23 protein-coding genes are annotated in these 24,101 nt (G+C 56.6%); 12 read left to right on the top strand and 11 right to left on the bottom strand.

Translation table 11 applies throughout. From position 1 onward, the window contains the following. Positions 1 to 96 precede the first annotated feature (96 nt). Positions 97 to 1,191, top strand: coding sequence for a MerR family transcriptional regulator (locus FOC35_RS18670; RefSeq protein ID WP_172569788.1), 1,095 nt, complete (start codon positions 97 to 99; stop codon positions 1,189 to 1,191). Here the strand turns inward: FOC35_RS18670 and FOC35_RS18675 are convergent. Beyond that, positions 1,106 to 2,017, bottom strand: coding sequence for a LysR family transcriptional regulator (locus FOC35_RS18675; protein WP_172569789.1), 912 nt, complete (start codon positions 2,015 to 2,017; stop codon positions 1,106 to 1,108). The two genes, FOC35_RS18670 and FOC35_RS18675, sit on opposite strands and share 86 nt — an antisense overlap. A 118-nt stretch (positions 2,018 to 2,135) precedes the next feature. On the opposite strand from FOC35_RS18675, the gene FOC35_RS18680 reads away from it, so the two are divergent. Both FOC35_RS18680 and FOC35_RS18685 read left to right on the top strand, forming a co-directional pair. Further along, a complete protein-coding gene (locus tag FOC35_RS18680; RefSeq protein WP_172569790.1) occupies positions 2,136 to 2,876 on the top strand; it encodes an SDR family NAD(P)-dependent oxidoreductase in 741 nt (246 codons plus the stop codon). Positions 2,877 to 2,905: 29 nt separating this feature from the next. After that, positions 2,906 to 3,115: a 2-hydroxymuconate tautomerase family protein gene (locus FOC35_RS18685; RefSeq protein ID WP_016536778.1), complete on the top strand. Its 210-nt coding sequence runs from the start codon at positions 2,906 to 2,908 to the stop codon at positions 3,113 to 3,115. A gap of 12 nt (positions 3,116 to 3,127) precedes the next feature. Here the strand turns inward: FOC35_RS18685 and dauA are convergent, their stop codons facing one another. The 4 genes from dauA to lolB all read right to left on the bottom strand — a co-directional run bounded on the left by dauA (position 3,128) and on the right by lolB (position 7,490). After that, on the bottom strand, positions 3,128 to 4,810 hold the full coding sequence (dauA, locus tag FOC35_RS18690; RefSeq protein WP_172569791.1) for a C4-dicarboxylic acid transporter DauA: 1,683 nt from the start codon (positions 4,808 to 4,810) through the stop codon (positions 3,128 to 3,130). 115 nt (positions 4,811 to 4,925) lie between these two features. Next, positions 4,926 to 5,873, bottom strand: a complete 948-nt coding sequence (gene prs, locus FOC35_RS18695; RefSeq protein WP_008454180.1) for a ribose-phosphate diphosphokinase — start codon at positions 5,871 to 5,873, stop codon at positions 4,926 to 4,928. A 124-nt stretch (positions 5,874 to 5,997) separates the two neighbouring features. Then, positions 5,998 to 6,867 (bottom strand): 4-(cytidine 5'-diphospho)-2-C-methyl-D-erythritol kinase, encoded by an 870-nt coding sequence (ispE, locus tag FOC35_RS18700; RefSeq protein WP_172569792.1) that lies wholly within the window; start codon positions 6,865 to 6,867, stop codon positions 5,998 to 6,000. Beyond that, complete coding sequence (gene lolB / locus FOC35_RS18705) at positions 6,867 to 7,490, bottom strand: lipoprotein insertase outer membrane protein LolB (protein ID WP_172569793.1); 624 nt, start codon at positions 7,488 to 7,490, stop codon at positions 6,867 to 6,869. Before lolB ends, ispE begins: the two co-directional genes overlap by 1 nt. 202 nt (positions 7,491 to 7,692) lie before the next feature. On the opposite strand from lolB, the gene hemA reads away from it, so the two are divergent. The 6 genes from hemA to kdsA are packed head-to-tail and all read left to right on the top strand — an operon-like array spanning position 7,693 to position 12,996. Continuing rightward, a complete protein-coding gene (hemA, locus tag FOC35_RS18710) occupies positions 7,693 to 8,949 on the top strand; it encodes a glutamyl-tRNA reductase (RefSeq protein ID WP_172569794.1) in 1,257 nt (418 codons plus the stop codon). A gap of 36 nt (positions 8,950 to 8,985) precedes the next feature. Beyond that, positions 8,986 to 10,068, top strand: coding sequence for a peptide chain release factor 1 (prfA, locus tag FOC35_RS18715; protein ID WP_016536772.1), 1,083 nt, complete (start codon positions 8,986 to 8,988; stop codon positions 10,066 to 10,068). After that, a complete protein-coding gene (gene prmC, locus FOC35_RS18720) occupies positions 10,068 to 10,898 on the top strand; it encodes a peptide chain release factor N(5)-glutamine methyltransferase (RefSeq protein ID WP_172569795.1) in 831 nt (276 codons plus the stop codon). Before prfA ends, prmC begins: the two co-directional genes overlap by 1 nt. 17 nt (positions 10,899 to 10,915) lie before the next feature. Next, a complete protein-coding gene (locus FOC35_RS18725; RefSeq protein WP_172569796.1) occupies positions 10,916 to 11,305 on the top strand; it encodes a SirB2 family protein in 390 nt (129 codons plus the stop codon). A 2-nt stretch (positions 11,306 to 11,307) separates the two neighbouring features. Then, positions 11,308 to 12,117 (top strand): invasion regulator SirB1, encoded by an 810-nt coding sequence (sirB1, locus tag FOC35_RS18730; RefSeq protein ID WP_016536769.1) that lies wholly within the window; start codon positions 11,308 to 11,310, stop codon positions 12,115 to 12,117. A gap of 24 nt (positions 12,118 to 12,141) precedes the next feature. Beyond that, complete coding sequence (kdsA, locus tag FOC35_RS18735) at positions 12,142 to 12,996, top strand: 3-deoxy-8-phosphooctulonate synthase (protein ID WP_016536768.1); 855 nt, start codon at positions 12,142 to 12,144, stop codon at positions 12,994 to 12,996. 113 nt (positions 12,997 to 13,109) lie between these two features. Here kdsA and chaA read toward each other — a convergent pair whose 3' ends face one another. Then, the gene (chaA, locus tag FOC35_RS18740; RefSeq protein WP_016536767.1) at positions 13,110 to 14,213 is read right to left on the bottom strand and encodes a sodium-potassium/proton antiporter ChaA; all 1,104 of its coding nucleotides are present in this window, start codon (positions 14,211 to 14,213) and stop codon (positions 13,110 to 13,112) included. Between the two features lie 536 nt (positions 14,214 to 14,749). Between chaA and FOC35_RS18745 the strand changes: the two genes are divergently transcribed. After that, positions 14,750 to 15,451, top strand: coding sequence for a gamma-glutamylcyclotransferase (locus tag FOC35_RS18745; RefSeq protein ID WP_172570401.1), 702 nt, complete (start codon positions 14,750 to 14,752; stop codon positions 15,449 to 15,451). A 38-nt stretch (positions 15,452 to 15,489) separates the two neighbouring features. Here FOC35_RS18745 and FOC35_RS18750 read toward each other — a convergent pair whose 3' ends face one another. The 3 genes from FOC35_RS18750 to FOC35_RS18760 form a co-directional block, all read right to left on the bottom strand. Beyond that, the gene (locus tag FOC35_RS18750) at positions 15,490 to 15,735 is read right to left on the bottom strand and encodes a DUF1883 domain-containing protein (protein ID WP_016536765.1); all 246 of its coding nucleotides are present in this window, start codon (positions 15,733 to 15,735) and stop codon (positions 15,490 to 15,492) included. 221 nt (positions 15,736 to 15,956) lie between these two features. Beyond that, positions 15,957 to 17,744 (bottom strand): methyl-accepting chemotaxis protein, encoded by a 1,788-nt coding sequence (locus FOC35_RS18755; RefSeq protein WP_172569797.1) that lies wholly within the window; start codon positions 17,742 to 17,744, stop codon positions 15,957 to 15,959. A 107-nt stretch (positions 17,745 to 17,851) separates the two neighbouring features. After that, positions 17,852 to 18,205: a DsrE/DsrF/TusD sulfur relay family protein gene (locus FOC35_RS18760; RefSeq protein WP_172569798.1), complete on the bottom strand. Its 354-nt coding sequence runs from the start codon at positions 18,203 to 18,205 to the stop codon at positions 17,852 to 17,854. Between the two features lie 105 nt (positions 18,206 to 18,310). On the opposite strand from FOC35_RS18760, the gene FOC35_RS18765 reads away from it, so the two are divergent. Continuing rightward, the gene (locus tag FOC35_RS18765) at positions 18,311 to 19,711 is read left to right on the top strand and encodes a YchO/YchP family invasin (RefSeq protein WP_172569799.1); all 1,401 of its coding nucleotides are present in this window, start codon (positions 18,311 to 18,313) and stop codon (positions 19,709 to 19,711) included. A gap of 7 nt (positions 19,712 to 19,718) precedes the next feature. Here FOC35_RS18765 and narL read toward each other — a convergent pair whose 3' ends face one another. Then, positions 19,719 to 20,369, bottom strand: a complete 651-nt coding sequence (gene narL / locus FOC35_RS18770) for a two-component system response regulator NarL (protein WP_016536760.1) — start codon at positions 20,367 to 20,369, stop codon at positions 19,719 to 19,721. Next, positions 20,366 to 22,159, bottom strand: coding sequence for a nitrate/nitrite two-component system sensor histidine kinase NarX (gene narX, locus FOC35_RS18775; RefSeq protein WP_172569800.1), 1,794 nt, complete (start codon positions 22,157 to 22,159; stop codon positions 20,366 to 20,368). Before narX ends, narL begins: the two co-directional genes overlap by 4 nt. Positions 22,160 to 22,466: 307 nt before the next feature. Here narX and FOC35_RS18780 point away from each other — a divergent pair, with 307 nt between their 5' ends. Further along, positions 22,467 to 23,858 carry a NarK family nitrate/nitrite MFS transporter gene (locus tag FOC35_RS18780; protein ID WP_172569801.1) on the top strand — a complete coding sequence of 464 codons (1,392 nt, stop codon included), beginning with the start codon at positions 22,467 to 22,469 and terminating at the stop codon, positions 23,856 to 23,858. Positions 23,859 to 24,101 lie beyond the last annotated feature (243 nt).

Consider the following 24,101-nt stretch of genomic DNA (forward strand, 5'->3'; position numbering starts at 1 on the left):
CTGAAAAGGAGCCGTTTTTTTTATGCTTAGCGTGTTGACCCTAACGTAACGTCAGGCTGCACACTTCCCGGCAGCAGAAGCACAAGGAGCAGGTATATGTTGTTTAAAGTAGGCGAACTGGCAAAGCGCGCCGGTATTACGGTACGCACCTTGCACCACTACGAAGCGATGGGCCTGCTGCTCCCTTCTGCCCGCACCGCCGCCGGATACCGGCTGTATAACCGGCAGGATATTACCAGGCTCCATCACATTCAGGCGTTAAGCCGCATGGGAATGAGCCTGAGCGAGGTGCGCGACTGTCTTGAGAGTCAGGCCGTGTCGCTTAACGAGATCATTGATTCACAAATCTCGATGCTGGACGGCCAGCTGGCGGAAATCACCACTTTGCGCCAGCGCCTTGTTTCGCTGCGTGAGACGTTAAGCCGCGGCGCGGAGCCTGACCTCGGGGAATGGCTAACTACCCTGGAGTTAATGACGATGTACGATCGCTATTTTTCAAAAGAAGAGTTAGGGCGTCTGCCCTTTGCGCAGCCCGACAGCGGCCGCGATGAAGAGTGGAAGCAGATTGTTGCTGAAGTGGCCGCCCTGCGCCAGCAAAACGTGCCCCCGGAGGATAAACGGGCGCAGCAGCTGGCTGCCCGCTGGATGGAGATGCTGGTACGCGATACCGCGGGCGAGCCAGATTTTCTGGTGCGCCTGAATGCAATGCATCAGGTTGAGCCGGAAATGAGCAAACAAACGGGCATCACTGCCGAAATGACCGGCTATGTCACCCGCGCTTTCGGGCAAAGCAAACTGGATATTTATCGTCGCTATCTGGACGATGAGGAATTTGCGTTCACCAGCCGCCACTACTTTGACCGGATGCAGGAGTGGCCGCCGCTGGTGGCTGCCGTATGCCAGGCCAAAGAGCAAGGCGTGGCCCCTTCGTCGGACGAGGCCCAGCGCCTGGCCCGCCGCTGGCTGGAACTCTTCCAGTCTTTTGCAGGTACAAGTTCGCAAACCCAGATGAAGTTCCGCGCGGCTATGGCTCAGGAGCCTGAGCTGGCCCGTGGAACGTGGATGACGCCCGAGTTGCTGGCCTGGCTACAGCAGGTGGTGGGGATTATGTTCCAAGCCGCTGGGCTAAGAAGTCAACAAGGCAGCGAACCCGCAGCGACAGGTGGCGGGCGTGAGGGTAAAGCAAAATAAAAGGCCGCGAGCTGCCGCCGTATTCGGGTAGCAGCTCCACCAGGCTTCCGTCGGCCAGGTCTTGTTCAACAATAAACCGATAGGTCTGAACAAGGCCTGCGCCGCTGCGGGCCAGGGTGACTAGTCCTAAGAAGTCTTCACAGCAGGTAAAACCTCCGCTGGTAAAAACGTCGGTGCTCTGGCCATCGAGGCTGAACGTCCAGGGGACTTTGCGCCCGGTGCTGGGCAAATCAAATTGAATGCATTCGTGCTGGCTTAACTCATCCAGCGTTTTTGGCGTTCCCGCACGCCGCAAATAATCGGGCGAGGCGACCAGCACCAGCTCCGCGTCTTCGAGCTTGCGGGTTATCAACGACGAGTCCGCCGGAGAGCGCCCGCGGATGGCTATGTCATAGCTCTCGTCGGCGAAGTCGATATTACGGTTGCTGATATGAATTTGTACCGATACGCGGGGATAAAGCCGCCTGAACTCGGGCAGCAGCGGCAGAACGCGGTAATGAGAATAGGGCGTGGGAACGCTTATGCGAAGCATGCCCGCAGGCTCCATCTGCGCGCCGGTGACTTCCCGCTCGGCCTCTCTCAGCTGCTGAAGTGCCTGTCGGCACTGCTGATAATAGCGCTCGCCGCTGTCCGTCAGGCGGATTTGGCGAGTGGTTCGCACAAACAGGCGCACGCCCAGCCGTTCTTCCAGCCGGGCAATGGAGCGGCTTACCGCCGCGGGCGTGATGCCGATAAAATTCGCCGCCGCGCTGAAGCTCAGGCGTTCAGCTGCCTGGCAAAACAGTGCGATGGTGCCGAGCTGCATCTCTTCGAAGTGGCGTTTCATGCCGGTTTTCTCTCCGCATTTATTACATAATGTATCTATTCATGTTACAGGTGGCTGATTTATCGTCCATTATGTCACAAGTATAGTCGGCTCCATATCCACAAACAGGAGCACTATCATGCAGGCATCACCAACCGTTATTGTCACCGGCGCTTCAAGCGGCATCGGCCTTGCCATCGCCGAAGCGTATCTGGCTCGCGGTTATAACGTGGTCGGCAACGGCCGTACCTTTCAGCGCTTGCAGACCGCAGCGGCAAGCCTGGGCAATCCGCCAAACTTCCTGCCGATTGCCGGTGATATTTCGCTGCCGGCTACGGCAGAAAAGCTGTTTAAAGAGGCGATTGCCGCTTTTGGCAAGGTCGATATTCTGATCAACAACGCGGGCATTTTTATTCCCAAACCAGCGACCGAATATAGCGAGCAGGATATCGACGCGCTGATCAATACCAATCTGAAAGGCTTCCTGTTCCCGTCGCAGCAGGCCGCCAGCCATATGAGCAAAAACAAAGCGGGGCATATCGTTAACATTACGGCCAGCATTGCGCTCCAGCCGAATGTTAAAGTCCCCGCGCTGCTGCCGGTGATGATTAAAGGCGGGTTGAACGAAGCCACTCGCGGCCTGGCGCTTGAGCTGGCGGCTGACAATGTAAGAGTGAATGCCGTTGCGCCGGGGATCATCGAAACGCCACTGCATTCAGATTACTCGGGATCTATCGGCTTTCTTAGCTCGCTTTCACCGAGCGGGCGCACCGGTAAAACGCAGGATGTGGTTGATGCGGTGCTCTACCTGACTGATTCCACGTTTGTCAGCGGGACGGTGATGGCGGTGGACGGCGGCAGCACCGCCGGAACCTGGTGATGTTTGGCCGTTAATGAAAGGGTAAATTTATGCCGTATGTGAATATTCGGGTGACGAAAGAAGGGGTTAGCGCGGAGCAAAAGCAGGCGCTGATTGAAGGCACCACCGACCTGCTGATGAGGGTGTTGAATAAAGATCCCGCCACCACCTTTGTCATCATCGACGAGGTCGAAACCGATAACTGGGGCGTTAACCGCGAAAGCGTCACCAGCAGACGGCGGCGGGAAGCCAGAGGGTAGCCGGGCTAGCCGCTATTCAGCGGCCAGAGCCGCCTGAACGTCAGGGAAGAAGGCAAGACGGCCAGGGATTGGCTGTACGCCAGCCCGGGCCAGCGTGCGCAGCGGCTGGAACTCCAGGTTGGTTACTCTCAATTCGCAGCCTTCCGGCAGTTTTTCAACAAAGCGCTGGAAGGCATCGAGCCCGCCCGCGTCCAGCACCGGCACCGCATCCCACTGCAAAATAATCAGGTGATGCCCGGCAACCTGCCGCGAAAGCTCGGTGAACAATCCTTCGGCGGCGGCAAAAAACAGCGGACCCGTCACGCGCAGCGCCAGCACACCTTCCGGTACCGAAACGTTGCTCAGCGGAGCCAGGCGGGTCATTCGCGCCACTCGGCGCATAAACAGCAATGAAGCCAGCACAATCCCAACGCTTATCGCGATAACCATGTCGAACAATACGGTCAGCGACATGCAGATGAGCATCACGATAATGTCGTCTTTCGGCGCTTTACGCAGCAGGCTGACGACTTTGTGCGCCTCGCTCATGTTCCACGCCACCATCAACAGCAGGGCCGCCATGGCAGAAAGCGGCAGCCATGAGAGCAGCGGTGCCAGCACCAGTAATGCCAGAATAACCAACAGAGAGTGAATAATTGCCGCCACGGGAGAAGTGGCCCCGGCGCGCACGTTTGCCGCCGAACGGGCAATGGCCGCGGTGGCGGTAATTCCGCCGAAGAATGGCGCAATAATATTGCCCAGCCCCTGGCCGATAAGCTCGCCGTTGGCATTGTGTTTGGTGCCGGTCATTCCATCCAGCACCACGGCGCAAAGCAGCGACTCAATCGCGCCCAGCATCGCCATAGAGAATGCGGCAGGCAGCAGGGCGCTGAGTGAATCCCAGCTCAGGGTAAAGTTTGAATTTGGCATGTCCCACGGCAGCATTAGCTGCGGCAGCAGCTGAGGAATGCCGTTGCCCTGGCTACCGTCGGCCAGAATATAGTGGAAGCGCGATCCGATAGTTGCCACTTCGCCGCCGAGCGCGGTAACAATAGCTATTACGGCGCAGCCTGCGAGCAGCGCAGGCAGGTGGCCGGGCAGGCGAATGCCAAGGCGCGGCCAGAAGATAAGCACCGCCAGAGTAACAATCCCGATAGCCGCATCGCCGACGTTCACGGTCGGCATCGCCATCGCAAGGGCGGCGACTTTATTCAGATAATGCTCTGGCACATGTTCGAGCGTCAGGCCGAAAAAGTCTTTCACCTGCATAGTCGCGATGGTGATACCAATCCCGGAGGTGAAGCCGAGGGTGACCGAAAGCGGAATGTACTCAATCAGGCGGCCAAACCGCGCCAGTCCGAACAGGATCAGGAACAGGCCGGACATCAGCGTGGCGACCAGCAGCCCGGCCAGGCCAAATTGCTGCGCTACCGGATAGAGGATAACCACAAAGGCTGCGGTAGGCCCGGAAACGCTAAAGCGCGAACCGCCGCTCAGGGCGATAACAATCCCGGCAACTGCCGCGGTGTAAAGGCCGTATTGCGGCGCTACGCCGCTGCCGATAGCCAGCGCCATCGCCAGGGGAATAGCGATTATGCCTACGGTTATGCCGGCAATAGCATCACGGGTAAAGCGGGAAAGGGTGTATTTCTCGCGCCAGCAGGCGTCAATAAGGGCGCGAAAAGGCATTACGTGAGAAGAAGATACGGTTTTCACTATGATTCCATCCGTGAGCGCATCATCTGTCATTCAGGCAGGTGAAGGAGGCATTTAAAAAGAGTAATACAAAAACGAAAAAACCCGCCGCAGCGGGTTTTAAAAGCAATGTCGATTAATGTTCGAACATCGCAGAGATAGATTCTTCGTTGCTGATGCGGCGAATAGCTTCGGCCAGCATACCGGACAGAGTCAGGGTGCGGACGTTTGGCAGCGCTTTGATTTCGTCAGACAGCGGGATGGTATCGCATACGATAACTTCGTCGATAACCGAGTTACGCAGGTTGTGAACCGCATTGCCGGAGAAGATCGGGTGAGTTGCGTAAGCGAATACGCGTTTCGCGCCACGTTCTTTCAGCGCTTCCGCCGCTTTGCACAGCGTACCGCCGGTATCGATCATGTCGTCAACCAGAACGCAATCACGGCCGGACACGTCACCGATGATATGCATAACCTGGGAAACGTTAGCGCGTGGGCGACGCTTGTCGATGATAGCCATATCGGTGTCGTTCAGCAGCTTAGCGATAGCACGGGCACGTACCACGCCGCCGATGTCCGGGGAAACCACGATTGGGTTTTCCAGGCCGATTTGCAGCATATCTTCCAGCAGAATTGGGCTACCGAAGACGTTGTCTACCGGCACATCAAAGAAGCCCTGGATTTGTTCAGCGTGCAGGTCCACGGTGAGAACACGGTCAACCCCTACGCTTGAGAGGAAGTCAGCGACGACTTTCGCGGTGATTGGCACACGAGCGGAGCGCACGCGGCGGTCCTGACGGGCGTAGCCAAAGTAAGGGATAACAGCGGTGATACGGCCTGCAGAAGCGCGGCGCAGGGCATCGACCATGACAACCAGTTCCATCAGGTTGTCGTTCGTTGGTGCACAGGTGGACTGGATGATGAAAATATCACCACCGCGTACATTTTCGTTGATTTGTACGCTTACTTCACCGTCGCTAAAGCGACCGACGGCGGCGTCACCAAGGGAGGTGTACAGGCGGTTGGCAATACGTTGTGCTAGTTCCGGGGTGGCGTTACCAGCAAAAAGCTTCATATCAGGCACGAGAAGAACCTCAGGCATGCGTCCAGTGGCGGATGGTTGCTACCGCAAATGTGCGGGCGGGGTAGCCCCCATCCAGGCGGTGTATTAAAGAGCACGATGCAACGTCTGAAACGAGGTGACGTTGTCACCAATGCCCAGCTTGCCCGGATATGGCCTGATGCAGCGGAGATCTATTAACGCCTCGCGCAACAAACCCATGCAGCCATTCCGGGGCTTGCTCAAGCACCTGCCGGGCGGCCTGCTCGGTGTCGAATTCTGCAAACACACAAGCGCCGGTGCCGGTCAGGCGCGACGGCGCGTATTCTAACAGCCAGGAAAGCGCCGCATCAACCTCGCGAAAACGTTTTCTTGCGATAACCTCACAATCGTTGCCAAATTCACATTTTAGCAACGTGTCAATTGACCTTATCGGGGTTTCGCGCGGCAGTTCCGGATCGCCAAAAATAATCGGTGTCGGAATACTCACGCCGGGGTGGGCAACCAGATACCATTTTTCCTCCGGCTCGACCGGCGTCAAAATTTCGCCAACCCCTTCGGCAAAGGCCGCGTAACCGCGAACAAAGACCGGCACGTCCGCGCCCAGGCGAATGCCCAGTCCGGCCAGCTCGTCTTCGCTACAGCGGGTATTCCAGAGCTGATTCAGGGCAACCAGTACCGTCGCGGCGTTGGACGAGCCTCCGCCCAGTCCACCGCCCATCGGCAGTTTCTTCTCCACGCCTAGATCGGCCCCTGCGCCCGCGGGCAAAGTGCCTTTCGCAGCGGCAAAGGTGTGCAGCAGGCGGGCGGCACGCACGATAAGGTTTTCTTCGTCCGGTACGCCAGCGATGGGCGTCACCAGACGTATAACGCCGTCCTGGCGCGGTTCAATTGTCAGCGTGTCGCCGTAGTCAAGAAACTGAAGCAGCGTCTGCAAATTATGGTAACCGTCCGCGCGGCGGCCGGTGATATAGAGAAAAAGGTTCAGTTTTGCGGGAGCAGGCCAACGGGAAATCATTATTTCACCGTCCAGCTATCCATTTTCAGCTTGATGCGCTGGTCGCCCTCACGCAGCTCCATATTGGACGGCAGGGAAGGCTGGATTTTACTGTCGTAGTCGCTGTACACCACTTTCCAGGTTTTACCGCCCTGGGTGTAATTGACTTCACGCAGGCGATACTGGTCGTCAAGTTTGTAGTCGGTGGACTCGCCCGGCAGGCCCAGCATCCACTGGCGCAGGCTGTTAAGCGGGATAGGCATCCCGGTCAGCTTGCCAATCATCTCTTCGGCATCCGTTGCGATGTAGCGCTTGCCGTCGCGGTCGGTCAGCTGAACCTGGTTCGGCTGGGCATTAAGCTCAAGTTCGGTGCTGCCAAGCGGGTTAGTAAGCAGCAGCCGATAGCGGTCCGGGGCGGTTTGCTGCCAGTTAAAACGGGCATATACCTTTTGGCTATCGGAAAGATAAGCAAAAGCGCCGCGCGTTTGATACTGGGTGATTTTTTGCACTTGTTGCTGATGTTCTAACCACTGCGGCGAGTCAGGGCTTTTACCCGGCCCGCTCGGCTGGTGGACTGAACAGGCGGCCAGAACCAGGCTGGCAAGGGGCAGAAGGCGCATCAGACGGGCTTTGGGCATAAACATAGCGGCAGCAAATCCTTAAAGTCATTTTGGTGGTCAACCGTTCATGCTAGCGGCCAGGCGGGAAGGCGTCTACGGTCAAGTTGTCTTAAATCATAAATCATCCGCATACTCCGCAAGGGGAAGCTCTCTTTTATTGACCGTGCTCATCCTGTATGATGCGACCAGAAATCCTTATCAACATCGGTATTACTCAGACCGCTCCATGACCCTGTTAGCGCTAGGAATTAACCACAAAACGGCCCCAATATCGCTGCGAGAACGTGTTACGTTTTCGCCGGACACGCTCGACCAGGCGCTGGGAAGCCTGCTGGAGCAGCCGATGGTGCAGGGCGGCGTGGTACTTTCTACCTGCAACAGAACCGAGTTATATCTGAGCGTTGAGCAACAGGAAAATCTTCACGAACAGCTGGTGCGCTGGCTGTGCGACTACCACAACCTCAATGAAGAGGAAGTGCGCAAGAGCCTCTACTGGCACCACGATAACGACGCCGTCAGCCATTTAATGCGCGTGGCGAGCGGTCTGGACTCGCTGGTGCTCGGTGAACCGCAGATTCTCGGCCAGGTCAAAAAAGCCTTTGCCGACTCGCAAAAAGGCCATTCGCTTTCCAGCGAGCTGGAACGCATGTTCCAGAAGTCCTTCTCTGTTGCCAAGCGCGTTCGCACCGAAACAGATATCGGCGCCAGCGCGGTGTCGGTCGCCTTCGCCGCCTGTACTCTGGCGCGGCAAATTTTTGAATCCCTCTCTTCGGTCACCGTGCTGCTGGTCGGCGCCGGGGAGACTATCGAACTGGTTGCCCGCCACCTGCGCGAGCACAAAGTTGAGAAGATGATTATCGCCAACCGTACCCGCGAACGCGCTCAGGTGCTGGCGGACGAAGTCGGCGCGGAAGTGATTAGCCTGAGTGAGATAGACGAACGCCTGGCGGACGCCGACATCATTATCAGCTCCACCGCCAGCCCGCTGCCGATTATCGGCAAAGGGATGATGGAACGCGCCCTGAAAGCCCGCCGTAACCAGCCGATGTTGCTGGTGGATATCGCCGTACCGCGCGACGTGGAGCCGGAAGTCGGCAAGCTTGCCAACGCCTATCTCTACAGCGTGGACGACCTGCAGGCCATTATTCAGAACAACCTCGCCCAGCGTAAAGCTGCGGCGGTTGAAGCTGAAACCATCGTGGCCCAGGAGTGCAGCGAATTTATGGCGTGGCTGCGCGCGCAAAGCGCCTCCGAAACCATTCGTGAATACCGTAGTCAGGCAGAACAGGTGAGAGACGACCTCGCTGCCAAAGCGCTGGCCGCCCTTCAGCAGGGTGGCGACGCGGAATCCGTCTTGCAGGATCTGGCCTGGAAACTGACCAATCGCCTGATCCATGCTCCAACCAAATCGCTCACGCAGGCCGCCCGTGACGGGGACGACGAACGCCTGCAAATCCTGCGTAACAGCCTCGGGCTGGATTAGCACACACAACTCTTATTACAAGGTGAACCACCGCCCATGAAGCCTTCTATTGTTGCCAAACTGGAAGCCTTGCAGGAGCGCCATGAAGAAGTTCAGGCCCTGCTCGGCGATGCCGCGACGATTGCCGATCAAGACCGTTTTCGCGCGTTGTCTCGTGAATATGCCCAGTTAAGCGATGTATCACGCTGTTTCCTGCAATGGCGCCAGGTACAGGAAGACATTGAAACCGCAGAAAGCATGCTCAGCGACCCGGAAATGCGCGAAATGGCGCAGGAAGAGCTGGCAGAAGCTAAAGCCAACAGCGAAGAGCTTGAGCAGCAACTTCAGGTTCTGCTGCTGCCGAAAGATCCCGATGATGAGCGTAACGCATTCGTTGAAGTCCGGGCCGGAACCGGCGGTGACGAAGCCGCGCTGTTTGCCGGTGACCTGTTCCGCATGTACAGCCGCTATGCGGAAGCCCGCCGCTGGCGCGTTGAGCTTATCAGCGCTAACGAAGGCGAGCACGGCGGCTTCAAAGAAGTTATCGCAAAAATCAGCGGTGACGGCGTCTATGGCCGACTGAAGTTTGAGTCCGGCGGCCACCGCGTGCAGCGCGTTCCCGCTACGGAATCTCAGGGGCGTATCCACACCTCGGCCTGTACCGTTGCCGTGATGCCGGAGATCCCGGAAGCAGAACTGCCGGATATTAACCCGGCGGATTTGCGTATCGATACCTTCCGCTCCTCGGGCGCGGGCGGCCAGCACGTTAACACCACCGACTCCGCCATCCGTATCACCCACTTGCCAACCGGCATCGTGGTTGAATGCCAGGACGAACGTTCCCAGCATAAGAACAAAGCCAAAGCGCTTTCGGTACTCGGGTCGCGTATTCGCGCCGCTGAAGTGGCTAAGCGTCAGCAGGAAGAGGCTTCTACCCGCCGCAACCTGCTTGGCTCCGGCGACCGTTCAGACCGTAACCGCACCTATAACTTCCCGCAGGGGCGCGTAACAGACCACCGCATCAACCTGACGCTTTACCGCCTGGATGAAGTGATGGAAGGCAAGATTGACGCCCTGATTGAGCCGATAGTCCAGGAATTCCAGGCTGACCAGCTCGCGGCGTTGTCCGAGCAGGATTAATGGAGTTTCAGTCATGGCTCCGCCAGGGCGTACAGCGCCTGGCGCAGAGCGAAAGCCCAAAGCGCGATGCGGAGATTTTGCTCGGGTTTGTTACCGGCAAGGCGAGAACCTATATTCTCGCCTTTGGCGAAACCCGGCTGACGCAGGAGCAGCAAACCGAGCTTGAAGCTTTACTGGTTCGCCGCGAGCGCGGTGAGCCGATTGCGCACCTGGTTGGCGAGCGAGAATTCTGGTCGCTGCCGCTGCGCGTTTCTCCGGCCACGCTTATTCCCCGGCCCGATACCGAATGCCTGGTCGAACAGGCGCTCACAAAGCTGCCTTCTACGCCGTGCTCGATTCTCGACCTGGGCACCGGCACGGGCGCTATAGCGCTGGCCCTTGCCAGCGAACGCCCGGACTGCGACGTGACGGCGCTGGACCTGGTGCCGGAGGCAGTAGAGCTTGCGCGCGCGAATGCACAAAATCTGGGCATTACCAATGTTAAGGTATTGCAAAGCTGCTGGTTTAGCGCGCTCAATAATCAGCATTTCACGCTGATCGTCAGCAACCCGCCTTATATCGATGAGCAAGATCCGCATCTGGCAGAGGGCGACGTTCGCTTTGAGCCAAAGAGCGCTCTGGTGGCCGACAATCACGGTCTGGCGGACATTGAAATCCTGGTGAGCGATTCACGGCGCTTCCTTGAACCCGGCGGCTGGCTGATGCTGGAACACGGCTGGAAGCAGGGAGAGCAGGTGAGGCAGCTATTGTGCGAAGCCGGTTTTCAGGATGTTGAAACCACCAAAGATTATGGCGGCAATGAACGCCTGACGTCAGGACGCTATCTTTGAATTAAGGAACAGATGCTGTGGCGACTTATTTTTCACTTAAATATCTGCATATTTTCACCGTCGTAATTTCAATTAGCCTGTTTGTATTACGCTATTGGTGGCAATATCGCGGCTCGGCAATATCCGCTAAGCGCTGGGTGCGCATTGTGCCTCACGTAAATGATACCGTGCTGCTGTTAAGCGGCTTCGGGCTGGTTCTGATTACGCACTTCTATCCGTTTACGCCTCAAGGAAGCTGGCTGACGGAGAAACTGTTTGGCGTTATCATCTATATCGCTTTGGGTTTTATCGCGCTGGGCAAACGCCCGCGCAGCCAGCAGATCCGTTGGTTTGCTTTTCTGCTGGGGCTGGTGGTGCTCTACATCATCATTAAACTCGCCACCACTAAAATACCGATACTGGGGTAAGCATGAGGTCGTTAGCCGATTTCGAATTTAATCAGGCACCGCTTTGCGAGGGCATGATTTTAATTTCGCAGCTGATTCGTGACGATTTTCCGACTGAAGAAGTACAGGCGCAGCTCGGGCAATTAGTCAGCCTGGCAAAAGAAGAAATTTGCCAGGGGGCACACCCTGATTTGCAGCTGGAAAAACTGCTGGAACTTTTTTACGGCGAATGGGGTTTTAAGGATTCAGGCGGCGTTTACCGCCTGTCCGACGCCCTGTGGCTGGATAATGTCTTAGAAAGCCGCCAGGGGAGCGCCGTCTCTCTTGGGGCCATTTTATTGTGGGTTGCCGGGCAGCTCGACATCCCGCTGATGCCGGTGATTTTCCCTACGCAGCTGATCCTGCGCGCCGACTGGATGGATGGCGAAATGTGGCTCATCAATCCGTTTAACGGCGATACGCTGGACGAGCACACGCTGGAAGTGTGGATCAAGGGCAACATTAACCCGACCGCCGAGCTGTTCGACGAAGATCTCGACGAGTCGGATAATGCCGAAGTTATCCGCAAGCTGCTGGACACTCTGAAGTCCGCGCTGATGGAAGAGCGCCAGATGGAGCTTGCTCTGCGCGCCAGCGAAGTGCTGTTGCAGTTCAATCCGGAAGATCCGTACGAAATTCGCGACCGCGGTTTGATCTACGCCCAGCTGGACTGCGAACATGTGGCGCTCAGCGATTTGAGCTACTTTGTTGAGCAATGCCCGGAAGATCCGATTAGCGAAATGATTAAAGCGCAAATCAACTCGATTGCGCACAAGCAGATTACCCTGCATTAAGTTCACACCTGATAAGGCGAACATATGAAACAAAAAGTGGTTAGCATTGGTGATATCAACGTCGCAAACGACCTGCCGTTTGTGCTGTTCGGCGGCATGAACGTGCTGGAGTCTCGCGACCTGGCGATGCGTATCTGCGAACATTACGTGACCGTTACCCAGAAACTGGGCATTCCGTACGTGTTTAAAGCCTCTTTTGATAAAGCCAACCGTTCATCCATCAACTCCTACCGCGGTCCGGGTCTGGAAGAGGGGATGAAGATTTTCCAGGAGCTGAAGCAGACCTTCGGCGTGAAAATCATCACTGACGTGCACGAATCTCACCAGGCTCAGCCGGTGGCCGACGTGGTTGACGTTATCCAGCTGCCAGCTTTCCTCGCTCGCCAGACTGACCTGGTGGAAGCGATGGCAAAAACCGGCGCGGTCATTAACGTGAAGAAGCCGCAGTTTGTTAGCCCGGGCCAGATGGGCAACATCGTTGATAAATTCGCCGAAGGCGGCAACGAAAAAATTATTCTGTGCGACCGCGGGACGCAGTTCGGCTACGACAACCTGGTTGTGGACATGCTGGGCTTCAGCGTGATGAAGCAGGTTTCTGGCGGTGCGCCGGTGATTTTCGATGTGACTCATGCTCTACAGTGCCGCGACCCGTTTGGCGCTGCATCAAGCGGCCGCCGCGCTCAGGTTACCGAACTGGCTCGCGCCGGGATGGCAACGGGGCTGGCGGGTCTGTTTATTGAAGCGCACCCGGACCCGGACAACGCTCGCTGCGACGGCCCGTCCGCGCTGCCTCTGGCCAAGCTTGAAGCTTTCCTGACCCAGATTAAAGCCATTGACGACCTGGTGAAAAACTTTGAGCCGCTGGATACCAGCCACTAATTGCTGCAAAAAACAAAACCCGCCGCGGCGGGTTTTTTTATATCTGTCCCTCTCTCCCTTGAGAGAGGGAGCAAACACTAAAGACTGCTCTTACAATCAGTCTTGCTGTTTATTTAGGCAAATATCGTCATCAAATAAGCGGCAAACAGCGCCAGGTGAGCGGTACCGTTAAGCACGTTGGTACGCCCGGTGGAGAAGGATATCTGGCACAGCACAAGCGCCGCCAGCATCACTACCATTTGCGGCATGCCAAGCGCGAAGACCAGGTCATTACCGGTGAACCAGGCAATCAGCGTGACCGCAGGAACCGTTAATGAGATTGTTGCCAGCACCGAACCGAAGAACAGGTTCATGGCACGCTGTACCTGATTGCTGAGCACAGCCTTCAACGCTCCCAGGCCTTCAGGGGAGAGAATGAGCAGGGCGACCAGGAAGCCGGTGAACTGCGCCGGAGCGCTAACGGCTTCGAGCAGGTGCTCCAGCGGGTTCGCATTCATTTTGGTCACAGCAATAACCGCAACCAAATGCACAATCAGCCATACGGTATGCCAGGCCGAGCTGTGCGCCGACGGTTTGCCGTGGTGCGGGTCATCGTCATCGCCTTCATCTTCATGCTCGTAAACAAACAGGCTCTGGTGCGTTTTGGTCTGAATCAGCAGGAACACGCCGTACATAGCGGCGGAAATCAGAGCCACCAGCAGCGACTGGGCCAGCGAGAAGTTACCGCCCGGCAGCGCCATCGGAAACACCAGCACGATAACCGCCAGCGGGAACAGGGCAATTAAATACTGTTTGATGCCGAACAGGTTCATATACTGAGTGGCAAATTTACGCCCGCCCATCAGCAGCGAGAAGCCCACCAGGCCGCCGGTAACAATCATAATGATGGAGTAAAGCGTATCGCGCATCAGGGTCGGCGCGGCGTCGCCCGTGGCCATCAGGGCGGAAATCAGGCTGACTTCAAGAATAACGACAGATAAGCTCAAGATCAGCGAGCCGTAGGGTTCACCGAGACGGTGAGCCAGCACGTCCGCATGACGAACAACGCTAAAAGCGCTGCTTAAAATTGCCACCAGCGCCAGAATATTGATTCCGACCACCACCGGCAGGGACTGGCTTGACCCCCACATCGCCAGTACCGCCAGTGCCAGTACCGGGAAAATGAGAGAACTCTCCTTGTGGCGGGTTTTTACCGCCTCGTGTTGTGTTTTTGTCATTCAACTTCTCCATCTCTGCAGGCGATAACCTGTTTTGATCATTATAGTCAGGTTTTTGAACCCGCATAAGTTAGCAAAAAAACCTCTCTTTTAGTTAAAATTTACTTACTTTTACCGCGTTTCTATTAAAAATGTTCTAATCAATTAAAATGGTTAGTGTTCGTTATTTAATGCTTATAAAACATATTGATATGTTTTTGTTAAATACAAATAAGCTATGCTAAAGGGCGAGATTCTGGCCTTAACGCTGTGTGAGAAAGCGATTCGGGAGTATAAGAGACTGATAACGGAGCTAATGCGGAAATAAACCTTTGGTTCCGTGTGCCTTTTGGCGATGTAACGCTGTTCTGCGCGCCAGTATGGCAAGTTAAAATGACAATTTTGCTGTTATGTGATCATCATCATACTTGCCAGTACGCGACGAATTGCTTATGGTCTTGATATGTTGCTCTATTAGTAAGCAAAAGTTGTCAATAAAAGCCGGGAAGGCGCAGCTTGTGCAGTCGCACGGAAGCATGCAGTGGCGGAGGTATATGGTGTTAACGCGTGATTTCTTAATGAAAGCGGATTGTAAGACGGCTTTTGGAGCCATTGAGGAATCGTTATTGTGGACCCCTGAGCAGCGCTCGGCATCTCTTGCCGCGACGCTTGCTTGTCGCCCCGACCAAAGCCCGGTGTGGCTTTTTGGTTACGGTTCGTTGATGTGGAACCCGGCTTTTGAATTTGAAGAGTCTGCGCCCGGCACGCTGGTGGGATGGCATCGCGCCTTCTGCCTGCGCCTCACGGCGGGGCGAGGTACGGCTTGCCGTCCCGGACGCATGCTGGCGCTGAAGGAAGGAGGGCGCACGACGGGCCTTGCTTACCGCCTGCCGGAAGCGATCCTCGAAGAGGAGCTTACGCTGGTCTGGAAGCGCGAGATGATAACCGGCTGCTATCTGCCTACCTGGTGCAAGCTGGAGCTGGACGATGGTCGCTCGGTAAATGTGCTGGTGTTTATTATGGACCCGCGTCATCCGCTCTATGAGGCAGATACCCGCGCGGAAACCATCGCGCCGCTTATCGGCTCGGCCAGCGGCCCGCTCGGCACCAACGCTCAGTATCTTTTCTCCCTGGAACAGGAGATGAAGAACCGCGGTATGCAGGATGACCGAATGTCGGAGCTGGCAAACCAGGTGCGCGCGTGGCTGAACGGCCGTGGCGAAGAAGGCGACGTCGGGCTACAGCCCGGTTTTGTGTAAGTATTAAAAAGGCCACCCTGCGGTGGCCTTACTATTTATCAGGCCGGAACAAAGCTGATGGAGTGCTCAAGCGACTGGCTGTGGCTGTCGATCAGCACTTTCCATGTGCCGCTATAGGGCACGGGGATGTAGGCAGACTGGCGGTTTTGCACGCTCAGAATATCTTCCTGCGGCCTGCCGCGGTTTTCCGAGGCGCACATCAAATGGATATGACAGCTATCCGAACAGCGAACCACCACGGTATCGCCGCCAAAAAGTTTCAGACTGGCTTTTACTACAGGCATTTTTCACTCCGCTCCCGCATCAATCATGACCTCAGGCCCCCAAAGGTACCGCTTCACTAAGTGATGTTGTTCACAAATCACTCTTTGCATCACACCAGAGCGAAGGGGGAGCAATGCTGATTTTGATCAAAAAACGCCGCAACGATTCAACAATAATGACATTGTGCCTGAAACCATTCAGCCGACGAGCGTTTCGTTGGCAAACGCCCGCCGGCACATCATTAAATACGGAAATGCCCGGCGGTTTCCGCTAATTCCCCGGCCTGGGTTTGCAGCGCTTGTGCGGCGGCGGCGGACTGTACAACCAGCTCGGCGTTTTGCTGCACCATGCGGTCAAGATGGCTCACCGCGTGGTTAATTTCCTGGATGCCTTTCATTTGCTCCCCGGTGGCGATATTTATCTCCCGCATAATACCCAGCACGCTTCCCACGCTGTGCTCGATTTTGCCCATCGCTTCACCCGCCTGACGAACGTAAAGAGAGCCGTCGGCGACGCTGCCGGTGGTGGAGTCAATCAGGCCTTTAATCTCTTTTGCCGCCTGGGCGCTGCGGCTCGCCAGGTTACGCACTTCACCCGCTACTACGGCAAAACCTCGCCCCTGTTCTCCGGCGCGGGCGGCTTCGACTGCGGCATTCAGCGCAAGAATATTGGTCTGGAAGGCAATGCTGTCGATGACGCTGGTGATATCGCCAATTTTGCCGGAGGCCTGCTCGATGGCCTGCATGGTGGTAATCACTTTGGACACCACTTCGCCGCCGCGTTCTGCCGCTTCGCTTGCGCTGTGGGCCTGAGTATTCGCCTGGGCGGCGGATTCGTTGGAGTTGGCAACCGAGGCGGTGATTTGCTCAACGGCGCTGGCGGTTTCACGCAGGCTGGAAGCGGCTTGCTCGGTACGGGCAGAAAGATCCTGGTTACCGGCGGCAATTTCGTTTGCCGCAACCTTGACCGAGGCGCTGGAGTCCCTGAGCTGCATCATTACCAGCCCCAGCTTGTCGCTAAAGGCGTTAAAGGCGTGCGCAATTTCGGTCACCTCGTCGTGGCCGGTTTCCGGCAGGCGCTGCGAAAGATCATTGGTGCCGCTGCTGATGGCGCGCATGCCGTCCCGGATAGTGCCCAGGCGAGCCATAACTTTGCCCACCAGCAGGTGTATGACGCCGCCGGAAATCAGCACCAGCACCAGGAGTGCTATCGCCGAAGCCTTCAGCAGGGAGCGCATCCCGGAGGTGGCATCTTGCTCATCCAAAGCGACCACCATATACCAGTGCGTACCGGCGATGGGGCTTGCCATCAGCTGTTTCTCCCGGTCGGCAATATTGCCGCTGGTACGGCGGTCGCCGCCGAGCAGCTGATTCAAATCTGCCTGTTTTACCGCATCGGTAATGGGTTTGAGCGTCATCGCTGGATCCTGGGCTGCAATCAGGGTGCCGTCGTTATTAAGCAATAATCCGCTGCTGTTGGGGGTCGGATGAATGCTGCGTACGTTGGCGATAACGCTGTCCAGCGCGACATCGCCTGCCACAACGGCTTTTAACGCGCCGTCCTGTTTGATTGGCACAGCAAAAGTCACGACAAGCTTGCCGGTTCCCGCATCGACGTAGGGAGCGGTAACCACGGGCGCATCGTCTTTAACGACCTGCTGATACCAGGGGCGTCCCGTAGGGTCGAAGTCAGCCGGAACCCCGGTTGGGTCGGAGAACTTCGCGGTTTTGCTGGCATAGCCAACGTAGATATTGGTAAACCCTCCCGCAGCGGCAAGCTGGCGGAAAACCGGGATAGGATCATCGCTTAACGCTACGCCTTCGAGGGAATGGATGATGGTCATTTTACCGTTCACCCAGTCGCTAATCGCTACCGAATGGCTGAGACTGGTGCTGGTTAATGTCGCGCTGAGGGACTGCTGATTATCGCGGCTGGTGACGTAGTAGTTGATAAAGGTGTTGAGACATAAAGCTGAGACCAGGCAAATCGCCGTAACTAAAAGAATGCGTGTACGAATAGATCTAATCATATTTATTATCCTGCTGTGTTGTCCTAACTGAAATATCGGCAACTTAAGCAGGTAACTTGATGGCGCGACAGGGAGTATAAGCAAAAAATATTGCCGCGCCGGAACTATTAGAATGTTAAGACTTTATCCGCCTCCAGCGTCCACTCTGCCAGCTCAACCAGGGTACCTATGAGCACGCCGTCAACCAGCGGCAGCCCGCTGATACCGCGCCCGTCGGTGCAGGTTTTGCATAATTTTACCGGCACGTTTTGAGCGGTGAGGATCTCCAGCATTTGCTGAATATTGTAGCCCTCGGCCGGTTTTTGCCCGCGCAGGCCGGCGGTTACCGCGTCGGACATTAAAAATAGCTTCACTTCAGGCTGCGGTTCACGCTCACGCAGGGCGATAGCCAGGCGCAGGCTGTTAAACAGCGACTCGCTGCCGTAGGCCGCCCCGTTGGCAATAATCACGATTTTTTGCACTTGATTCTCCTTTGGCTTGTGGCAAGTTAGGGTGCCGTCAGTGTAGCGCTGAGGGGCGCAGGCGGGTACTGCTTACTTAACAAATCATTATGTTATAATTAAGAAATGCGTAGATTAGTCGTTCCGCTTATCATTTTGCCTGGCCTGCTCCCTGACGTGGGAGGGGCGATGGATACCTCAAACCGATTCATTCAGGCCGCCGAAAATCCCTTCTCACAGTCTTCAGAGGAATTGCCCAGTCTGGGGCTGGCTCCTGAGTCCGATGCCGCCGCGCGCAAAATTGCGGCGATGGCAAAAAAGTTCGGGGAAGACAGCATGACCGACAACGGGCTGGACGCCGGTGACCAGGCGCGCCTGTTTGCCTTTACCAGCCTGCGCGATGTGCTGGCCGATAAAGTCACCGACGAAGCCCAGTCGCTGCTCTCGCCTTGGGGCAAAGCCAGCTTTAATTTGCTCGTGGACGAGCACGGCAGCTGGGCGGGAAGCAGCGGGGCGCTGTTTACCCCCTGGCAGGACAACAACCGCTATCTTACCTGGAGCCAGCTTGGCCTCAGTCAGCAAAATAGCGGCGCCGTGGGTAATTTTGGCGTCGGGCAGCGCTGGGTTGCCGGGAAGTGGCTGCTTGGCTACAACACCTTTTATGATAATCAGCTGGTCACCCGGCTACAGCGGGCAGGCTTTGGCGCAGAGGCCTGGGGAGAATACCTGCGGCTTTCCGCCAACTATTATCAGCCGCTAAACGGCTGGCGCGGCGAAACGGAAACGCTCGAACAGCGGCTTGCCCGCGGTTATGACGTTACGGCGCAGGCCAGGCTCCCGTTTTACCGGCACATCAATACCAGCCTGAGCTTTGAACAGTATTTTGGTGACAGTGTAACTTTATTTAATAACGATACCGGTTATCGTAATCCGGTGGCCGTGACGATGGGGATAAACTACACCCCGGTGCCGCTGGTGACGCTGACCGCGCAGCACAAGCAGGGGGAAAGCGGGACGGCGCAGGAAAACCTTGGCCTGAAGCTTAACTACCGCTTTGGCGTGCCGCTGCAAAAACAGCTCTCGGCGGATGAGGTGGCGACCACCAGTTCCCTACGCGGTAGCCGCTATGACAGCGTAGAGCGAGAATCGGTGCCGGTGATGCAGTATCGCCAGCGTAAAACCTTGTCGGTGTTTCTGGCTACGCCGCCGTGGCAGCCTCAGCCGGGTGAAACCGTGGCGCTTAAGCTACAGGTTCGCGCGCCTCACGGCATCCGTAATGTTTCGTGGCAGGGGGACACCCGGGCGTTAAGCCTGACTCCGCCAGCCCAGGCGCGTAGCGCGGAGGGCTGGAGTATTATTCTGCCAGCGTGGCAGGAAGGGGCGGATAACGAATATCGCCTGTCGGTCACTATCGAAGATGAGAAAGGGCAGCGGACGACCTCGAACTGGGTAACGCTCAAACTTGCCGCGCCGCTGTTGATCAACCCTGAAAACGACTCGCGCTATTCGCTGATGCCGGGAGAGTAACCGGCATTCAGAAAATGCGCTCCTGGTGTACCCAGACAGCTGCTTCAACGCGTGATTTGAGCTTCATCTTCTTCAGCAGGTGCTTAACGTGGACTTTCACCGTGCTTTCGGTGATATCCAGGCGGCGGGCGATCATTTTGTTCGGCAGTCCCTGGGCAATCAGCTTCAGAATGTCGCGCTCGCGCGGCGTAAGCTGGTTAACGTCCCGGTCGGAAGTCGAGCGGTTGGCCCTCAGGCTTGCCGCCAGCACCGGCGTCAGCGCTTCGCTCAATACCATTTCACCGGCAGCGGCCTGCTGGAGCGCCTTGAGCAAATCTTCTGGCTCCATATCTTTCAGGAGATAACCATCCGCGCCGCGTTTCAGGGCTGTCACCACATCTTCTTCGTGGTTGGAGACGCTGAACACCACAATTCGCCCGGAAAGCGCTTTCTCGCGCAGGCAGTCGAGGGTTTCCAGGCCGTTCATCCCCGGCATGTTGAGATCGAGCAGGATCAGGTCCGGATCGAGCGACTCGGCAAGCTGAACGCCCTGTTCGCCGTTGCCGGCTTCCCCCACGACGGCAAGCTCCGGTGCCATGCTGATAAGCTGTTTAACGCCGGTACGCATCATGGGATGATCGTCAATCAGCAAAATGGTTGCTGCTTCCTGGTGGCTCATTCTTCACTCCTTGTCGTGGAAGAAAGCGGTGATTCGGGCATAAAGTTGACTATCACTTCCGTGCCGCCGCAGGGGCGGGCTCGGACCTGGCAGTCACCCTGTAAGGTTTGCGCGCGGTCACGCATGATTATAAGGCCGTAATGGTTGCTGCGCTCCGCGCTATCGGGAATGCCGCGGCCGTTATCCCATACCGTCAGGCGAACCTGACTTCCCTGGCGGGTCACGCTGATGCCGCAGGCGCTGGCATCGGCGTGTTTTAAACTGTTATTCATTGCCTCGCGGGCGATTTGCACCAGGTGAATTGCCTGGTGGGAAGGCACCAGACGGGGAGGAAGCTGATAGTCCAGCGTCACCGGGAAGCCGAATTTTTCGCTGAACTCCTGGCAGCTGGCCTCGAGCGCCGGGCGCAGGCCGGGTTCGGTAAGCTGTAGACGGAAGGTGGTCAGCAGTTCGCGCAGCTGTCGCCACGAGGTATTCAGCTCGCCGCGAATCTGCTCCAGCAGGGTTTTGCTCTGCTCGGGTAACGCTTCGCCCTGCATTTGCAGGCAGCTAACCTGCATCTTCATACAGGAAAGAGACTGGGCGATAGAGTCGTGCAGCTCCCTTGCAATAGCCGAACGCTCTTCCATCACGACCAGCTGCTGCTGGTGCTCATACTGGCGCTCCATGGCGAGCGTGGCCGTAAGCAGCTCCATCAGCGTGGCGATAAGCTGCTGCTGGTCGTCGGTCAGGCTGCTGCCCTGAGGCAGTTGGGCCAGCACCAGGCCGTACTGAATCTGGTTATCCGTCAGCCGCCATTTTAGCGTGCTGGAGCCCTGCGGCACGCTGTAGCCGCTGGCCGGGCAAAGCTGGCAGCCCTGGGCATTACAGCGCGCGTCCGGCTGGAAGGTAAATTCCTGGTAGTTTTCTTCGTCTTCGTATTCATAAACCCGCAGCTCAATGCCGTGCAGCGGGGTTAATTCCTGCAGCTCGCTCAGCACCGGCGAAATGCGCTGGCACAGCGGGTTTCGGGAGTGCAGGCGACGGTTTGCCTGGTAGAGGAACGACAGCATCTGGTTTTTTTGTTCCAGACCGGCGGTCTTTTCCCGCACCCGGCGCTCAAGCACGGCATAGCTCTGCGCCAGCTCGCCGGACATGCTGTTCAGCGCAATCCCCAGGGTAGCCATCTCGTCACGGCCACGCACGTTCACGCGCTGGGTGAAATCTCGTTTGCCAATAGCAACGGCCATGGCCAGCAGCTGGCGCCAGGGTTTCAGCAGCCGTTTTCTCAGCCAGATAAGGGTGAAGATAATCAGCAGGCCAAGCAGCAGGGCCATTCCCTGCTGGAGCAAAATAACGTGATGCAGACGCATTTCCGTGGTGCGGTCGAAGGAGCTAACCAGTTCATCAATACTGGCGACGAAATGTTTGACCTCGGGTTCGACCTGATGGGGCGTCTGGGCCTGCGTGAGCGCCGGTTCAAGCGTGGTACGCCAGTAGTCTTGTAGCTGTTTGAGCTTCGCCTGCTGGCCGTCGCGCTGGGCGGCGAGGCGCAATTCGTCGCTCCAGGTGGTCTGTTCCATTTCGCGAAGTAATACCGAGTCCTGCTCCGAAAGAGGAATTGCCGACAGCAGGCGGTAACTCTGCATACGCATTGAGCCGGTTTTGTTAATAGCGTGGGCGTTACCGGATATGCCCTGCGCCAGCCATCCTGCCGCTCCCATTCCCGCCACGCTCAGCAACGCAAGCAGCATCACGACCAGCGCCAGCTGGTTTACCAGCGAAAGGGGGGAGAACAGGCGTTTTAGCATTGATGTACGGGCTCCGGGCGGTTGATTCGGAAGGTGGCGCTATTTTCAGGCATCCCCTGGAGTATACCCATACCCCCTAAGGATTACCCCTAAATTGCCAAAGGTGGCAGGTTGTTCTATTCGTTTAACCATAACGTTAGTCAGGGATGTGAAAAACCACATATTTTTTACCGAAAAGGCTTACTCACAAAGAATGAGGGGGCATTTTTGCCCCGCGCAGAGATGGATTATCCATTGATTTGCATCAACTAATCTCCACTCCATAACCCTAAGGTTGCAGCAGTTACTCACACAAATTGAGGTGTTTATGTCACAGTCCCCCGCAACCGAGAAGTCCTCGGACGCACTGATTACCGACTGGCGGCCGGAGGACCCGCAGTTCTGGCAGCAAAAAGGTCACCGTATTGCCAGCCGTAACCTGTGGATTTCAGTTCCCAGCCTGCTGTTGGCGTTCTGCGTCTGGATGTTGTTTAGCGCCGTAGCGGTCAACCTTAACAAAGTTGGATTTAATTTCTCTACCGACCAGCTGTTTATGCTTACCGCGCTGCCTTCGGTTTCCGGCGCACTGCTGCGCGTGCCGTATTCATTTATGGTGCCGGTATTTGGCGGCCGCCGCTGGACGGCGTTCAGCACCGGGATTTTAATTATTCCGTGCGTGTGGCTGGGCTTTGCGGTGCAGGATACCAGCACCTCTTTCAATACCTTCATCATCATCTCGCTGCTGTGCGGTTTTGCCGGTGCGAACTTTGCTTCCAGCATGGCTAACATCAGCTTCTTCTTCCCGAAGGCGAAGCAGGGTGGCGCTTTAGGGATTAACGGCGGCCTGGGAAATATGGGCGTCAGCGTGATGCAGCTGGTGGCTCCGCTGGTTATCTCTGCGTCAATGTTTGCGGTATTTGGCGGTAAGGGCGTTGAACAGGGCGACGGCACGATGCTGTTCCTGGAAAATGCCGCGTGGATCTGGGTGCCGTTCCTGGCCATTTTCACTATTGCCGCATGGTTTGGCATGAACGATCTCTCCGCCTCGAAAGCGTCGCTGCGTGAACAGCTCCCGGTGCTTAAACGCGGGCATCTTTGGGTGCTGGGCGTGCTCTATCTGGCGACCTTTGGCTCGTTCATCGGCTTCTCCGCAGGGTTTGCGATGCTGTCCAAAACCCAGTTCCCGGACGTGAATATTCTCCACTTTGCCTTCTTCGGCCCGCTCTTTGGCGCGCTGGCTCGTTCGGCCGGCGGTGCTATTTCCGACCGCTGGGGCGGGATCCGCGTCTCGCTGTATAACTTTATCCTGATGGCGGTATTCAGCGCGCTGCTGTTCACTACGCTGCCGACCAACGGCGAGGGCGGCAACTTTATCGCATTCTTCGGCGTGTTCCTGATGCTGTTCCTCACTGCGGGTCTGGGCAGCGGCTCAACCTTCCAGATGATTTCCGTTATCTTCCGTAAGCTGACTATGGACAGAGTCAAGGCGGCGGGCGGCAGCGATGAGCACGCGATGCGTGAGGCGGCAACCGACACCGCGGCCGCGCTGGGCTTTATTTCGGCCATTGGCGCGATTGGTGGCTTCTTCATTCCTAAAGCCTTCGGGACCTCTCTGGCATTAACCGGCTCTCCCGCAGGGGCGATGAAAGTCTTCCTGGTGTTCTACATTGTCTGCGTGGTGATTACCTGGGCGGTTTACGGCCGTAAATCTTCACGTTAAACGATTTAACCTTTGGTTATCCCTTTGCGCGGCTTCGGTCGCGCTTTTTTTTGCCTTATGCAGCGGAAAGCGACGCATTTGTGAGTCTCTACCCCTTAATACCTGTAGGGATGAATCCTTTACCCCCATGATAACGAGGTGTTATTTTTAATCCTTAAAATACATTAAGTTACAGGATTTTCCGTGATTATACTTTGGTGGTAGATCTTCGTTTCTGGTGAAAGACCACACCCGGAGCAGTTG

Source organism: Cedecea sp. FDAARGOS_727, assembly GCF_012273235.1.
GTDB classification, from domain to species: domain Bacteria; phylum Pseudomonadota; class Gammaproteobacteria; order Enterobacterales; family Enterobacteriaceae; genus Cedecea; species Cedecea davisae.